The organism is Actinomycetospora sp. 2LY8.5, from assembly GCF_057180585.1.
The window spans coordinates 62,148-76,250 of sequence record NZ_JBXUHE010000029.1 but is presented as its reverse complement, the minus strand read 5'-3'; the positions used below and the strand labels follow the sequence as shown (position 1 = coordinate 76,250).

General features: G+C 67.7%; 16 protein-coding genes. 14 read left to right on the top strand and 2 right to left on the bottom strand.

Translation table 11 applies throughout. From position 1 onward, the window contains the following. Window positions 1–11: 11 nt before the first annotated feature. Window positions 12–593: a TetR/AcrR family transcriptional regulator gene (locus AC2A1K_RS25265; protein ID WP_483899097.1), complete on the bottom strand. Its 582-nt coding sequence runs from the start codon at window positions 591–593 to the stop codon at window positions 12–14. Window positions 594–1,042: 449 nt separating this feature from the next. Between AC2A1K_RS25265 and AC2A1K_RS25260 the strand changes: the two genes are divergently transcribed. Next, complete coding sequence (locus AC2A1K_RS25260) at window positions 1,043–1,654, top strand: TetR/AcrR family transcriptional regulator (RefSeq protein WP_483899096.1); 612 nt, start codon at window positions 1,043–1,045, stop codon at window positions 1,652–1,654. A gap of 31 nt (window positions 1,655–1,685) precedes the next feature. Here the strand turns inward: AC2A1K_RS25260 and AC2A1K_RS25255 are convergent, their stop codons facing one another. Beyond that, a complete protein-coding gene (locus AC2A1K_RS25255; RefSeq protein ID WP_483899095.1) occupies window positions 1,686–2,246 on the bottom strand; it encodes a TetR/AcrR family transcriptional regulator in 561 nt (186 codons plus the stop codon). A 233-nt stretch (window positions 2,247–2,479) separates the two neighbouring features. Between AC2A1K_RS25255 and AC2A1K_RS25250 the strand changes: the two genes are divergently transcribed. From AC2A1K_RS25250 to AC2A1K_RS25190, 13 genes are all read left to right on the top strand, one after another. Then, entirely contained in the window at window positions 2,480–2,659 is a 180-nt protein-coding gene (locus AC2A1K_RS25250; protein ID WP_483899094.1) for a hypothetical protein, read from the top strand. Window positions 2,660–3,181: 522 nt separating this feature from the next. Beyond that, the gene (locus tag AC2A1K_RS25245; RefSeq protein WP_483899093.1) at window positions 3,182–4,348 is read left to right on the top strand and encodes an acyl-CoA dehydrogenase family protein; all 1,167 of its coding nucleotides are present in this window, start codon (window positions 3,182–3,184) and stop codon (window positions 4,346–4,348) included. 124 nt (window positions 4,349–4,472) lie between these two features. Then, window positions 4,473–4,886: a hypothetical protein gene (locus AC2A1K_RS25240; protein ID WP_483899092.1), complete on the top strand. Its 414-nt coding sequence runs from the start codon at window positions 4,473–4,475 to the stop codon at window positions 4,884–4,886. Window positions 4,887–4,913: 27 nt separating this feature from the next. Continuing rightward, window positions 4,914–5,747 carry an alpha/beta fold hydrolase gene (locus AC2A1K_RS25235; protein WP_483899091.1) on the top strand — a complete coding sequence of 278 codons (834 nt, stop codon included), beginning with the start codon at window positions 4,914–4,916 and terminating at the stop codon, window positions 5,745–5,747. Between the two features lie 67 nt (window positions 5,748–5,814). Beyond that, entirely contained in the window at window positions 5,815–7,065 is a 1,251-nt protein-coding gene (locus AC2A1K_RS25230; protein ID WP_483899090.1) for a cytochrome P450, read from the top strand. 33 nt (window positions 7,066–7,098) lie between these two features. After that, window positions 7,099–7,293: a ferredoxin gene (locus AC2A1K_RS25225; RefSeq protein ID WP_483899089.1), complete on the top strand. Its 195-nt coding sequence runs from the start codon at window positions 7,099–7,101 to the stop codon at window positions 7,291–7,293. Window positions 7,294–7,367: 74 nt separating this feature from the next. Continuing rightward, window positions 7,368–7,820, top strand: a complete 453-nt coding sequence (locus AC2A1K_RS25220; RefSeq protein ID WP_483899088.1) for a nuclear transport factor 2 family protein — start codon at window positions 7,368–7,370, stop codon at window positions 7,818–7,820. Window positions 7,821–7,849: 29 nt separating this feature from the next. Then, on the top strand, window positions 7,850–9,037 hold the full coding sequence (locus AC2A1K_RS25215) for a thiolase family protein (RefSeq protein WP_483899087.1): 1,188 nt from the start codon (window positions 7,850–7,852) through the stop codon (window positions 9,035–9,037). 27 nt (window positions 9,038–9,064) lie between these two features. Then, a complete protein-coding gene (locus AC2A1K_RS25210; RefSeq protein ID WP_483899086.1) occupies window positions 9,065–9,829 on the top strand; it encodes an SDR family NAD(P)-dependent oxidoreductase in 765 nt (254 codons plus the stop codon). Next, window positions 9,826–10,602 (top strand): crotonase/enoyl-CoA hydratase family protein, encoded by a 777-nt coding sequence (locus AC2A1K_RS25205; protein ID WP_483899085.1) that lies wholly within the window; start codon window positions 9,826–9,828, stop codon window positions 10,600–10,602. The genes AC2A1K_RS25210 and AC2A1K_RS25205 overlap by 4 nt, the downstream gene beginning before the upstream one ends. Before the next feature lie 16 nt (window positions 10,603–10,618). Beyond that, complete coding sequence (locus tag AC2A1K_RS25200; protein ID WP_483899084.1) at window positions 10,619–11,779, top strand: acyl-CoA dehydrogenase family protein; 1,161 nt, start codon at window positions 10,619–10,621, stop codon at window positions 11,777–11,779. Beyond that, window positions 11,776–12,918 carry an acyl-CoA dehydrogenase family protein gene (locus AC2A1K_RS25195; protein ID WP_483899083.1) on the top strand — a complete coding sequence of 381 codons (1,143 nt, stop codon included), beginning with the start codon at window positions 11,776–11,778 and terminating at the stop codon, window positions 12,916–12,918. The genes AC2A1K_RS25200 and AC2A1K_RS25195 overlap by 4 nt, the downstream gene beginning before the upstream one ends. Window positions 12,919–12,977: 59 nt before the next feature. After that, window positions 12,978–14,099, top strand: a complete 1,122-nt coding sequence (locus tag AC2A1K_RS25190) for an acyl-CoA dehydrogenase family protein (protein WP_483899082.1) — start codon at window positions 12,978–12,980, stop codon at window positions 14,097–14,099. Window positions 14,100–14,103: the final 4 nt, after the last annotated feature.

Here is a 14,103-nt window from a genome sequence, read left to right as displayed (position 1 = left end):
GCTGCCTTCGGTCAGCGCGGGGTGACGCCAGCCCCGACGTGGTTGCGCAGCAAGGAGATCGCCACGTCGGCGATGTCGTCGCTGCCGTACGGGGCCTCCGCTCGATACCAGTAGGAGACCCACACGCACATGCCCAACAGCAGTCGCGTGGCCAGCACGGGATCCGAGGCCTCGATCACTCCAGCTCCGATCGCCCGCCGAACCACCTCGGTCCAGCGCCGTTCGAATTCTCGGCTGAAGGTCCGCCACCGTCTGTAGACCTCAGCGGGCAGGTCGGCTCCGCCGAAGAACACCGGAAGATAGCCCCGCATCTCCACCGCGGTGTGGATCTGGATACGAACGAGGCACCGTAGCATCTCGGCTGGATCGTCGTGATGCTGTTGCTCGAGGGCCCGGACCTGTTCGGTCAGCCGCCGCGTGCTCCGTTCGAACAAGACGCCCAACAGATCGCTCTTGCTGGGCACAGCGCGGTACAGCGTCGACCGCGAGATCTCAAGCTTCGCCGCCGTGTCGGCGATCGAGACGGCGTCGTAGCCACCCTCGGCGAACAGCTCCGCGACCGCGTCGGCCACTGCGTCGTAGTCGATGTCCACGCGTGGTCGACCGCGCGGACGCGCCGGCCCCGGCGGACTTTCGTGATCAGTGGACACTCTCGGCGTGCTCTCTGGTCGGCGGACTCTGACTGGGCATCGCGTACTCCCCAGGTGGAGCTACTGCCCCGCACACGGCTCGCCGGGCATCGGAGCGACGGCCCGTCGTGCCGGCCGCGTCGGCTGGGGGAGAGCGAGAGCGCCTCCGACTGACGTCATAGCGACCTCACAGGCTCCCCCGACCCGCTCGGCAATGATTACGGGACACACGATCTCACATCTTGCTGGCGCGGGTAGCGCTGCGGACGACATCACAGTGAGAGTCACTACTACTATGCGTCCCTTACCCGTTCTCGGACTGACTTTCGGCCTGGTAACTTCGTTCGCAAGCTGTCTACTGGGCCGGCAGCGACGAGGTCCCCACCGGGTCGCTGGGGTGCGTGGAGGCGGGCGTGAGCAACCGCGACAGACGGCGAGCGAAGGCGCGCAGGCAGATTGCGCGTGTCGGTGTCGAGCTCTTCCTCCGCCAGGGGTTTGCGGAGACGACGGCCGAGGAGGTCGCGGACGCCGCCGACTACTCGGTGAGCACCTTCTTCCGGATGTTCGCCCGCAAGGAGGACGTCGTCTTCTTCGATCTCGAGGATCGTCTCGTCGTCGCCGTGGCGGAGGTTGCTGCGGCGTCCGAGGGCGGGGTCTGGGAGGTCATCAAGGCCGCGCTGCTAAGGCATGCCGCGGCCTGGGAGGAGGACGATCCCGACATCGCGGTTGACCGAACAAGGCTGATCCATTCCGAACCCGCGCTCACCAGTCGGTATCTCGAGCACTGCGAGCGGTGGGAAGCCGAGCTGGCGTCGCAAATCGCTGCGCGGAGTGGTGAGAGGCCAGACGAGGAGGTGTTGGCGTTCGTGGCGGCGGGGGCGATCGTCAACACCTATCGCGCTGCTTTCCGGGCACAGGCGCGGGAGGGCGGTTCCCTGGTCGGTCACCTCGAGCGCAGTCTGAGCGTCGTCGAGTCCAGTGGTGTCATGCGGTTGCTCCTGATCTCCGGCGCACCCACCGCGTGAGAGGCCACGATGCTGGACGGGCATCGCGACGTCAGTGGTTGTCGCCGTCGACCTCGAAGGCGCCCAGGCTCGCCAGCGCCATGGAGCGGAGCAGGCTCATGATATGCGCGTGCGAGTGGTTCGCGTAGTTGGTCGCGGTCTCCAGGATCGCGAGGAGCGCCCGCAGCGTCGGGTAGAGGTCGGCCTCGGGTAGGCCGCGGGTGGTCCTGCGCAGGCACGTAGCCCAGCGGTCCAGGTACTGCCGCTGCCGCCGCTGATACCGCTTGCGATACCGCTCGCTGAGGGATCGTTGCTCGCGGACCCACACGCCGGCGAGCTGCGGATGCTCGAGAGCGAACTTCAAGTGCACGTTGATGAGCAGCTCGAGCTCCTCGTCCGGATCCTCGAGCGGAGCGCCGGCGTTGACGATCAACGCGTCGATTGCTTGGTCGAACAGGGCAGCGAGGATTTCGTCCTTGCCGCTGAAGTGACGGTAGATCGCAGAGCCGCTGACACCGGCCTCTTCGCCGATGGCGTCCACGCCGGTGCCGTCGAAGCCGCGCTCGAAAAAGAGCCGCTCGGCGGACTTGAGAATGAGTTCGTCGCGATGCACTGCCGTCAGCTTACCTAACTTCGAGAGGTCGCCGACCGGGCGGCCACCATGGGGGAACGGTCGTTCTGGAGGTGGTCCTGACCTCTACATCATCAGTGGAGTCGTGTCACGCCGGGTGAGCTAGGTCGCTGGGTCGGGTACCGGTGTGGTTGGCGAAGGTGTCATAGTCGACCGATCGTTCGCGGAGTCGGCGCCCACGGTGGCCGACCAACCCTGTCGGAGGAGCACGAGGCGTGCAGGTCGTGGCGGGCATCGCGGTGATCCTCGCCGCGGTCGTCGTCGGGGCGCTGACGTTCGACACCAGAACAGAGCTCGGGTGGATCACCGGACTGCTCGTCTCGATAGGCCTGTTCCTCCTCGGCGTCTACCTCATCCCGCCCTCGAACTGGCCGTCGGTCTCGATCGGGCTGTGATCGGTTCGGTGATGCCCGCCCCGGCTTCAACGGTGAACGATCGTTTACGCGTGCAGATCGATGTGACGAGGAAGGGCTCGACCGAGTGCTTCAGGCCGGGCCCGGGTCGCAGAAGGACGAGGTCCGGCGTCGATGTGCGGCCGGGCCTCAGTACGTCTTTGACCTGGTAGGGCGGCCGGATCGCACGGCCGCCGGAAGGCGTCTTGCTCTTCGTCGAGCAACACGACGAATCGCCGGGGAGCGGGAGGTCGAGATGCTGGACGGGTAGACGACGATGGTGCTACGCGTGAACGATCGTGTACCTTCAACGTGTCAGCGCGCCAGAGGTGGTCGCAACGGTCGGGCCATACACCCTCTGGCACTGTCACCAGGGCCGGCGGCCGAGCGACGTCGTCAAGCATCTCGGCGCCGGACGCCACGTCTGGATCGACCACCGTTCGGCCTGGCGGTGCGGTTCAGCCCCGAGTCGAGCGGCGGATACGTCAGCCCCGATCCGGCACATCCATGACCGGGAGGATGCAGATGGACTTCACCTTGACCGACGACCAGCAGGCGCTGGCGGAGCGAGCCTACGAGGCCGGACTCGAACTGCGCCCGAAGACCGCGGAGTGGGACGCGAAGGACGACGCTCCCTACCGGCTCATCTCCGACACCATGCAGTCCTACGGCCTGCTCGGTCTGACGATGCCCGTCGAGTACGGGGGTCAAGGGCTGACTGCCATGGACTACATGCTCGCGGTCGAGGGCGTCTTCCGTGGCTCCCAGAGCTGGGTCTGCCCCGAGCCGCTGTTCTGCACCAGCGGGCCGGGAGCTTCGATCATCCTGCTCTCGGGCAACTCCCTCCGTGAGCGATACCTCCCGCGCGTGGTGACCGGTGAGCTCGGTTGCGCCATCGCCCTCACCGAGCCCGACTACGGCTCGGATCTCACCTCACTCGTGACGACCGCCAAGTGGGACGGCGACGAGTGCGTGGTCAACGGCTCGAAGAGCTTCATCTCGGGGTCGGGAGTCAACGAGCTCTACGCCACCTTCGTCCGGTTCGACGACATCCCCGGACCCCGGGGGATCGGGGCCGTCCTGGTCGACCACGAAGCGCGAGGCGTCACGACCGAGCGAGGACACGAGTGGGTGGGGGACCGCGGCCTGCCGCACGGCAACGTCCACCTGGACAACGTGCGAATCCCGGCCGACCACGTCATCATTGGTCCCGGCGAGTTCGGCCGCCTCATGAGCGCCTTCAACATGGAGCGGCTGCACAACTCCGGGCTCGCCCTCGGCCTCGCCGAGGCCGCGTACGACGAAGCGGTCAAGTTCGTCACCGAGCGCGAGCAGTTCGGCCGACCGATCATCGAGTTTCAGTCCGTTTACCACACGCTCGCCAACGTGTGGACGACGATCGAGGGGCACCGGCTCCTGGCCTATCGCGCCGCCGCCACCGCCAAGGACGGCGTCTACCCGGACCCGCTCCAGGTCACGCTGGCGAAGCTCTCGGGCAATCAGATCCTCCCGCAGGTCACGATGCAGTGCATGGAGCTGCACGGCGGATACGGCGTGACGATGGACTATCCGATCCAGCGGCTCCACCGTGACGCGGTCACAAGCGTGGTAGCGGGGGGAGCGCCGGCGGTCCTGCGCAACTCGATCGCGAGCATGCTCTTCCCGGAACACAAGTTCCGGCAGACTCGCTGACGGAGCGGAGCGATCGTTGACCTGGGAGTCACCGAGGACCTATATTGAGACGCTCAGGCTCATAAGTCCGACGGGGTCGACCCGCACCTCGAGCCGTGTCCTGAACGCACTGAGGGGACTACACATGGCGGTGTTTGCCTCGTCCGAGGAGCAGTACGCGGTCGTGACGGCGTTCCTCGAGAAGATCACGACGGACCCGGACCTGCGCGAGAAGTTCCTCAAAGCGAACACCTCGTTCAAGGTGGAGTACCAGGAGCCGGACTCGCTGTTCCTCCTCGACTGCACGGTCGACCCCCCGCAGGTTCACACGGCCGAGGACGCGGCGGTGCGGGAGGCCGAGGTCGGTGTGGCCATGTCCGCCGAGGACGCTCACCGGTTCTGGCTCGGCAAGCTCAACCTACCGGTGGCTCTGGCTCGTAAGAAGATCGTGATCTCCGGGACGCTGACCAAGCTGATGAGCCTGCTCCCGGCCCTCGCGCCGGCGTTTTCGCAGTACCGAGTGCATCTGAAGGAGGTCGGGCGCGAGGACCTGATCTAGACGCCGGCGAGGAGGAAGGTCACGACCATGCTGAAGACGATCACCGTCGGCGACGGGACACGGCTCTCGGTGCAGGACATCGGATCCGGACCCGCGGTGCTCTTCGTCGCCGGTTTCGGCCTCGACCACTCGGTGTGGGACCGCCAGGTGTCCCACCTCGCGGGCGAGCACCGGACCCTGTGCATCGACCAGCGCGGGCACGGGTCGTCCGATGCGCCGGTTGAGGGCTACGACTTGGAGCGGCTCGCCCAGGATCTCGCCGACGTCCTGGAGCAACTCGAGGTGTCCGAGGTCATCGCGGTGGGCTGGTCCTTCGGCGGTCAGGTCGTGTTCCAGCTCGCGACGCTGCATCCGGCTCTCGTCCGGGCGATCGTGCTCGTCGGCTCGAACGCTGTCCGTGCGACCCGGAGTCCGGCCTTCCCCTTCGGCGTCTACCCGGAGACCGCGGAGCAAGCCCTGGTCGACGCGGAACAGCGCGACCGCGCCCGCTCCCGCCGAAAGACGATCTCTTCGGGGTTCGCCGCCGGAGGTCCGCCCCCGGAGCTCTTGGAGTGGTTGTACGAACGATCGATGCAGATGCCGACGCACGCCGCCGTCTCTTGTTACCGCACCATGCTCCGCTCGGATCTGGTCGAACGGATTCCGTTGGTGTCGCATCCGGTCCTCCAGATCACCGGGCAGGAGGACCCGATCCACCCGGTAGGGGGAGCGCGGTGGCTGCGAGACCGGCTCGGCGACACGGTGCTGGTCGAGATCGCAGAGTGCGGTCACTACCCGATGTTCGAGTGCGCCGAGGAGTTCGACTCAGCGCTGCTCCCTTTCGTCCGCACCGCCGAGCACGGTGAGCTCGCGGGCCGTTGAAGTCGCCCGACCGGATCGGAACACCACCGCGATGGCGTTCCTGATGCCCACAAGAGGAGGACCTGCCATGACCGCCGACGCGGGCACGCGACCCGAGCTGAGCATTCTCGACGCCGACACCTACGGACAGGGCGACCCCACGACGTTCGGGCTTCCGCTCGACCAGTACGAGTGGCTGCGTACGAACGAGCCGTGCTACCTGCAGGAGTTCGACGACCCCATGCTGATCGATCGGGTGTGGGTGCTCAGCCGGCACGAAGACATCTGGAACGTCGATCGTGACGTCGAGACCTTCGCGACCGATCAGGGCTATGTGAACATCTGGAAGGTGACTCCGGTCGACCCCAAGTTCGGCGGGAGCCCGGCGATGCTCACGCTCTCCGGGGCCGATCACAAGCGCAATCGCGGGGTCATCAGTCGCGGCTTCACTCCGAAGGTCGTGCAACGCCTCGAAGAGAAGTTCCGGAACTACGCGGTCACCATCGTCGACAAGGCGATCGAAAAAGGAACCTTCAACTTCGTCACCGAGATCGCCCATGCGATGCCCATGGAAGCGCTCGGTGATGTGCTCGGGGTGCCGCCGGACGATCGACCGAAGTTCTTCCACTGGGTCGACCAGTTCGCCGCCCCCTTCGACACCCGCATCACGCCCTCCTTCGACGACGTGATGAAGGCGATCGGTGACCTGATGGTCTACGCGACCGAACTCGCGGAGCTGCGCAAGTCCGAGCCGGGCGACGACGTCATGTCCCAGATCGTCAAGGCCAGTGCCGACGAGACGCTCTCCGAGGACGAGATGATGGGCAACGTTGCGCTGCTGGCCAGTGGCGCAGCGGAGAGCACACGGACAGCCTTGAGTCATGGACTGCACGAGCTCATGCGCAATCCCGAGCAGATGCAGTGGCTGCGCGACCGCGGGAACGACATCCCGCCGACCGCGGTGCAGGAGATGGTGCGGATCGCGTCCCCGTTCACCCACCTCGTCCGCACCGCCATGAAGGATGTCGAGTTCCACGGACGGACGATCAAGGAAGGCGAGCGGGTCGCGATGCTGTTCGCGGCCGGGAACTTCGATCCGGGGGCGTTCGAGAATCCTCGCTCGTTCGATCTCGGACGCGACCCCAACCTCCACCTCAGCTTCGGTCGGGGCCCGCATACTTGCCTCGGCAAGCACGTCGCAGCGCTGGAGATGAAGATTCTGCTGGAGGAACTTCTCCGGAAGACCTCCGACATCACCCCTGCCGGCGAGATTCAGTACGTCAGGGACGCCTACTCCCGCGGGGTCTACGACCTGCCCATCACGGTCACGCCCGCCTGATCGCGCCCGTATCACGCAGCAAGGAGCAGGCCGATGAAGGTGACACTCGACGAAGAACTGTGTGAGGCACACGGCGAGTGTGTCCTCGCCGCGCCCGAGGTGTTCGACATCGAGGACGACGCGGACGTGGCGATCGTGCTCGATGAGAGCCCACCCGAGTCGCAGCGGGAGAGCGTCGCCTCGGCAGCACGTCTCTGCCCGGTCGCGGCCATCAAGGTCGAGGACTGACCTCACCGAGGGACACCACTGAGCAGCAACGTGCGAGCGGAGGACTGTTTGCACGCCTCGGAATGGAGATTCCTGTGCCAGAGACACTTGCCGCCAACAATGCCGTATCCGGTGGCGCCCCCGTTGTCCAACAGTTCTACGAGGCCCTCGCGAGCGGCGACGGCGAGACCGTGGCAGGACTGGCCGAGAAGTACTTCGCGGATGACGTCGTCCTGCTGCTGCCGTCGTCGCTGCCCTACGGCGGGCAGCACGAGGGCGCCAAGAAGCTCGGCAAGATGTTCGCCGGCATGGCCGGGCCGGCTGCACCGATGGGACCGACCTCCCTCGAGATCACGGACATCATCGACGACGGTGACACCGTGGTCGCCCGCGTGGGCTTCCAGTGGGTCGGGCCCGGTGTGGCCGGCTCGGTTGCCCACGAAGCCCTCGAGGTGTGGACGTTCTCCGAGGGCCTGGTTCGGGAGATCCGCGGCTTCTACTGGGACACGGCGGCGCTCGCCGACCACATGAAGAACGCGGGCGGCTGAGACCAACCGGGCACGGGATCGGAGTACTGATGCGCAACGCTGTCATCGTCGATGCTGTCCGCTCGCCGATGGGCAAGGGCAGAGCCCCCGAGGACGGCAGGCCAGGGGGCTCGCTGTCCGGGGTTCACCCGGTCGAGCTCCTCGGCCAAGTCTTCGCTCGCTTGTTCGAGCGCAATGATGTCGACCCCGGCGAGGTCGATGATGTCATCACCGGGTGCGTCAGCCAGGTCGGTGAGCAGTCCGGGCCGGTGGGGCGATGGAGCTGGTTGGCTGCGGGCCTTCCCGAGCACGTGCCCTCGACCGCGGTGCACCGCGCCTGCGGTTCGAGCCAGCAAGCAGCGGACTTCGCCGCGCAAGGCGTGATCGCCGGTGCGTACGACGTCGTCGTCGCCTCGGGCGTCGAGTCGATGAGCCGCATCCCGATGTTCACGTCCCGCATGGGCCAGGACGCGTTCGGACCGTCGGTGAACGAGCGGTACGCGCCTGGGCTCGTGCCCCAGGGCGTGTCGGCCGAGCTCATCGCTGCCCGTTGGGGCCTCGGGCGCGAGGACCTCGACGAATTCTCGGCCCGGTCCCACCATCGAGCGGCCGCGGCGAACCTCGCCGCAGAGATCGCCCCCATCACCACACCGGGGGGAGAGAAGGTCGACGCCGACGAGACGATCAGGGCGGACACGACGGCGCAGAAGCTGGGCGGGCTCAAGCCTTCCTTCCAGTCCGACGAGATGGCCGAGCGCTTCCCACAGGTCGACTGGCACATCACCCCGGGCAACTCGTCCCAGCTCACCGACGGCGCCGCAGCGATGCTGATCATGAGCGAGGACCGCGCCTCGGCCCTTGGCCTGCGTCCGCGGGCACGCTTCCACGCGTTCGCGGTGGCATCCGATGACCCGATCACGATGCTCACCGGACCGATCCCGGCCACCGAGAAGGTCCTGAAGCGAAGCGGCCTCTCGATCTCCGATCTCGACCACTACGAGGTCAACGAGGCCTTCGCCCCTGTTCCGCTGGCGTGGCAGCACCACTTCGGCGCCGACAGCGACAAGCTCAATCCTCGTGGCGGCGCCATCGCTCTGGGCCACCCGCTGGGCGCGTCCGGCGCCCGTCTCATGACCACGATGCTGCACGGTCTCGAGGAGACCGGCGGCCGCTACGGGCTGCAAACCATGTGCGAAGCCGGCGGGATGGCCAACGCCACCGTCGTCGAACGCCTCTGACCCCACCGAGAGGAACGCTCCCCCACGATGGACATCACCGGCATCTCCGCTCTCGTCACCGGCGGTGCGTCCGGCCTCGGCTTGGCCACGGCCCAGCGGCTGCTCGAGCGCGGCGCCCACGTGACGATCGTCGACCTGTCCAGTTCGGACGGCGAGGCGGTCGCCAAGGAACTGGGCGATCGCGCGCAGTTCAGGGCCGCCGATGTTCGCAGCGAGGACGAAGTCTCCGCGGCGATCGACGCCGCCGCCGAGCGCGGACCGGTCCGCGCGTTGGTGCACTGCGCCGGTCGCGGCGGCGCGGTGCGTCTTGTCGCGAAGGACGGGTCCCCGGGCTCGCAGCAGACCTACGAGGAGGTCGTCGGGGTCAACCTGTTCGGCACCTTCAACGTGCTGCGTCTCGCCGCCGCGCGCATGGCGACCAACGAGCCCCTGGACGGCGACCGTGGAGTCTGCGTCCTGACCGCGTCGGTCGCGGCCTTCGAAGGGCAGATCGGTCAGATCCCCTATGCATCGGCGAAGGCCGGCATCGTGGGCCTCACGATCGTCGCGGCACGCGACCTGGCCAGCAAAGGCATCAGGGTCAACACGATCGCGCCCGGCACGTTCGACACCCCGCTCCTGGGCAGGTTGTCCGAGGACGTCCGCTCGTCCCTGGCGAAGACGGTGCCGCACCCGAGCAGGCTCGGCGAGCCTGACGAGTACGGCAAGCTGGCCGTGTCCATCATCGACAACGGGATGCTCAACGGGGAGACGATCCGCCTCGACGGTGCGATCCGGATGGCTCCACGATGACCGCCGCGACCGACCGCGTCCGGCTCGAGACCGACGGTGCGGTCGCGATCGTCACCATCGATCGACCCGAGGTCCGCAACGCGATCGACCGCCCGACAGCCGTAGCGATCTCGCAGGCCATGGACGCGATCGACGATCGCAAGGACGTGCGCGCAACGGTCCTCACGGGCGCCGACGGCTTCTTCAGTGCCGGGATGGACCTGAAGGCGTTCAGCGCTACGCGGGAGCGTCCCGTCTCCGAGTCGCGGGGCGGGTTCGGGATCGTCGAGAAGCCGCCCCGTACCCCGATCATCGCGGCCGTGGAGGGACGTGCTCTCGGCGGGGGATTCGAGATCGCCCTCGCCTGCGATCTCATCGTTGCTGCCGAGGACGCACAGTTCGGCCTCCCGGAGGTCCAACGCGGGTTGATCGCCGCGGCGGGAGGCGTTCTCCGCCTTCCGCAGCGCATTCCACGCAACGTCGCCAAGCACCTCGTCTTCACCGGACGGTCGATCACCGCGACTGAGGGGGAGCGACTCGGTCTCGTGTCGCTGGTCGCGCCGACCGGCACTGCCCGCCGGGAGGCGGTGAAGATCGCCAAACAGATCGCTCTGAACGCTCCGATGGCGGTGCGTGGCGCCAAACGGATCGTGGATGAGTCCGTTGATTGGCCCTCCACTGAGGCGTTCGCCCGCCAGACAGCGATCACCGACCCCGTGCGCGCCTCGGCCGATGCTGCCGAGGGCGCCCGCGCCTTCGTCGAGAAGCGCCTGCCCGTGTGGACCGACGCGTGAATGAGCCGGAGACCTGATGCTCGACGAACTGACCGACGAACAGCGAGACCTGCGGGAGCTGGCCGCCCGTCTGGCCGCCGACCGCTATGCCCCGCACGCTCGGGAATGGGATGAGGCTCGGTCGCCACTTCCGCACGAGGAACGTCTGAGGCTCGGCGAGCTGGGCCTGCTCGCGCTCACGCTGCCCGAGGAGCACGGTGGCGGCGGCCGGCCCCTCGTGGACGCCCTGCTGGTCCTCGAGGAGCTGGCGAAGGCCACCCCGCTGGCGGCGTGGCCCGTGTTCGAGGCGAGCACCGGACCCGCCCGGGTGATCGAGCTCTTCGGCACCGGGGAGCAGCGGAAGCGGTTCCTGCCGGCCGTGGCGTCGGGAGAGAAGACGATCGCTGTGTCGATCTCCGAGCCCGACGCAGGGTCAGCAGCCACGGATGCCTCGACCACCGCACGGATCGAGGGTGACGAGGTCGTCCTGAACGGGACGAAGCGTTGGTGCTCGGGCGCCGGGCACGCGGAGCAGTACCTGATCTACGTGCGGTTCGGGAGCTCACCCGGGGCGCGAGGGATGGGGGCCGTGCTCGTGGATCGGGATGCACCAGGACTGAGCTTCGGCCCGCAGGAACAGCATATGGGATTCCGCGGGGTCGGCTCGGCAGACATCTTCCTCACCGACGTCCGCGTGCCGGTGGACGACATCATCGTCCCGGAAGGTGGCTTCGGGAAGCTGTTCACCGCCTTCTCGATCGAGCGGCTCGGCAACAGCACGATGTCCCTCGCGATCGGCCAGTCCGCCCTCGACCGGACCGCTCGGTACGTTCAGGAGCGCAAGCAGTTCGGTAAGGACATCGCCGAGTTCCAGATCGTGCAGGCCCAGCTGGCTGACATGGTCGTGCAGGTCGAAGCGGCCCGGATGCTCATCCGCCGGGCAGCGGTCACCGCCGGACACGGTGCACCGGTGGCACTCGAGGCCTCCGTCGCGAAGTGCTTCGCCAACGAGATGGCGAAGAAGGTCTCCGACCTGGCCATCCAGCTCCACGGCGGCTATGGCTACTCCGCCGAGTACGAGGTGGAGCGCCTGCACCGCGACTCTCATGGGTGGGCGCTGGCGGGTGGAACACCGAGCATGCAACGCGTCAGGATCGCCTCGGAGTATCTCGGTCGTCGATTCGACCAACGAGCGTGACCACCGTGACGAGCATCATGGCCCCGGTGTTCGAGGACGACCACGAGGCCTACCGCGAGAGCGTGCACCGCTTCCTCCTCGGTGAGGTGGCGCCGGCGATGAACTCATCCCGACCCGACCACGAGTGGATATCGGAAATCGTCCCCGGAGCGGCCGCGCAAGGAATGCTCGGCATCTCGCTGCCCGAAGATTGCGGTGGAGGAGGGGTCGACGACACCCGATTCGACGTGGTCGCCCTCCAGGAGTGCTCGCGCGTCGGACTGATCGGTCTCGCCCTGGTCCTGGGCGGACACACCGACGCAGGGCGCACCATCGTGCGGAGCGGCGAAGAGTCGTCCACGCGCTGGCTCCCCCTCCTGGCCGCCGGCGACGTGGTGGCCGCGACGACATCGAGCGCGCGGCTGGTCCTCGATGGCCGCGGGCGGGTATCGGGGGTGGCTGACGACGTCGTCGGGGGAGCGGTGGCGGGCCTGCTGATCAGCCAAGCGACCCGGTCCGCCCCTGGTCCCGACGATCCGGGCGCGCAGGTCCTGGTGGCGGTGGACCTGACCGGCGCAGCCGTCAGCGTAGCGGCGGTCACCGACCGGCTGGGCGCGCCCGGCGCGGCCACCGCGGACCTCGAGCTGACGGGCGCGCCCGCAGTGGTCCTCGGGGGAGCTAATCTCACAGCCTCGGCGGTGGCTGCCACGATGCATCGCACCGCCGCGGTCGGTGCGGTCGCCTCCGCGCGGGTTGCTCTGACAGAGACCATCGAGTACGTCAGCGAACGCAAGGTCTTCGGTGCGCCGGTCGCCTCGTTCGACAACACGCGACACCGGCTCGTCGAGGCCGCGTGCTCACTTCACGCGGCCGAGTCACTCACCGCGACGCTCATCGGGCAGGAGGCCTCCGCCGGGCTGGACCCGGTGGACGCGGCCGTGGCCGCCCGGCAGGCCACGGAGGCGCTCTCGGCCCTGGTCGACACCGGGTTACAGCTGCACGGCGGGTACGGCTACATGCGTGAGTACGCGATCTCGCGGGCGTTCGCCGACAGCCAGTATCTGCGCCTCCACGTGGGTCGTACGGACGTCGTCGGCGTGGTGGGGCCCTCGCTCGGGCTGCCGGGTCCGGCCGGCACGCCCCTGCGCCCGGGCGCCTGACTCCGCGGCGGCGGGACCCGCCGGTTTGCGGTCCAGAAGAATGTCGAGGAGGGAACGACGTGCCCCGTGGTGGCGAGGACGCTGGCGACGACAAGTTCCGCGCCGAGGTCAGGGACTTCCTCGAGACGGAGGTTCTCCCTGACTACCCGAACTGGTCCGTCGACGGCCGACCTCCGCGTTGGTTCTGGCGCCGAGCCGGCGAGATCGGGATTCTGGGTATCGGTGTCCCGGAGGAGTACGGAGGTCGGCGCGGCTCGACGTTCGCCGACAGCACCATCGTCACCGAGGAGATCCAGCGCTTGTTCCTGGCGATCGGCGGCGTCCGGGTCCACACCGACATCTGTATGCCCTACTTCCTGGAGTACGCGACGGCAGAGCAGAAAGCACGATGGCTGCCACCGCTCGCGTGCGGTGAGGCGATCGTGGCTCTCGGACTGTCCGAGCCAGGCGCGGGCTCCGACCTCAAGGCGATGTCGACGCGAGCCGAGCGGGTTGGCGACCATTTCGTCGTGAACGGAGCGAAGACCTTCATCTCGAACGGCGCCGAAGCGGACCTGATCGTCCTCGCCGTGAAGACGGATCCGGCCGCAGGCCGAAGAGGCATCAGTCTCCTCGTCGTCGATGGAGAGACCCCGGGCTTCGAGCGTGGGCGAAAGCTGGCGAAGCTCGGACTCGAGGCGCAGGACCTCGCCGAGCTCTCGTTCACCGACATGAGGGTTCCTGTCGAGAACGTCCTCGGTGATATCGATAGCGGGTTCACCTATCTGGCTGCCAACCTCGCCCAGGAGCGGCTGTCGATCGCAGTCAACTCGCAGGCCGCGGCGTCGGCGGCGGTCGATCGAGCGGTCGCTGAGCACCGTGGCACGCCCTGCGATCAGCACGTCAAGTTCGAGCTCGCGTCCTGTCTCGCCGAGGTCCGGGCTGGTCAGGCCCTCATCGACAACGCCGTCGTCGACCATGTGGAGGGTCGGTTCGGAGCTTCCGACGCCGCACTCGCCAAGCTCTTCGCTACGGAGCTGCAGGGGCGTGTGCTCGACCGGTGCCTCCGGGTGAGCGGCCCTCGCGCCTATCGTGCCGGCACCGGCCTGGGACAGGCCTACCTCGACGGCCGTGTCAGTAGGGTCTACGGCGGTTCAAGCGAGATCATGAAGGTCATCGTGGCGAAGTCAGCAGGTCTCTGACGGC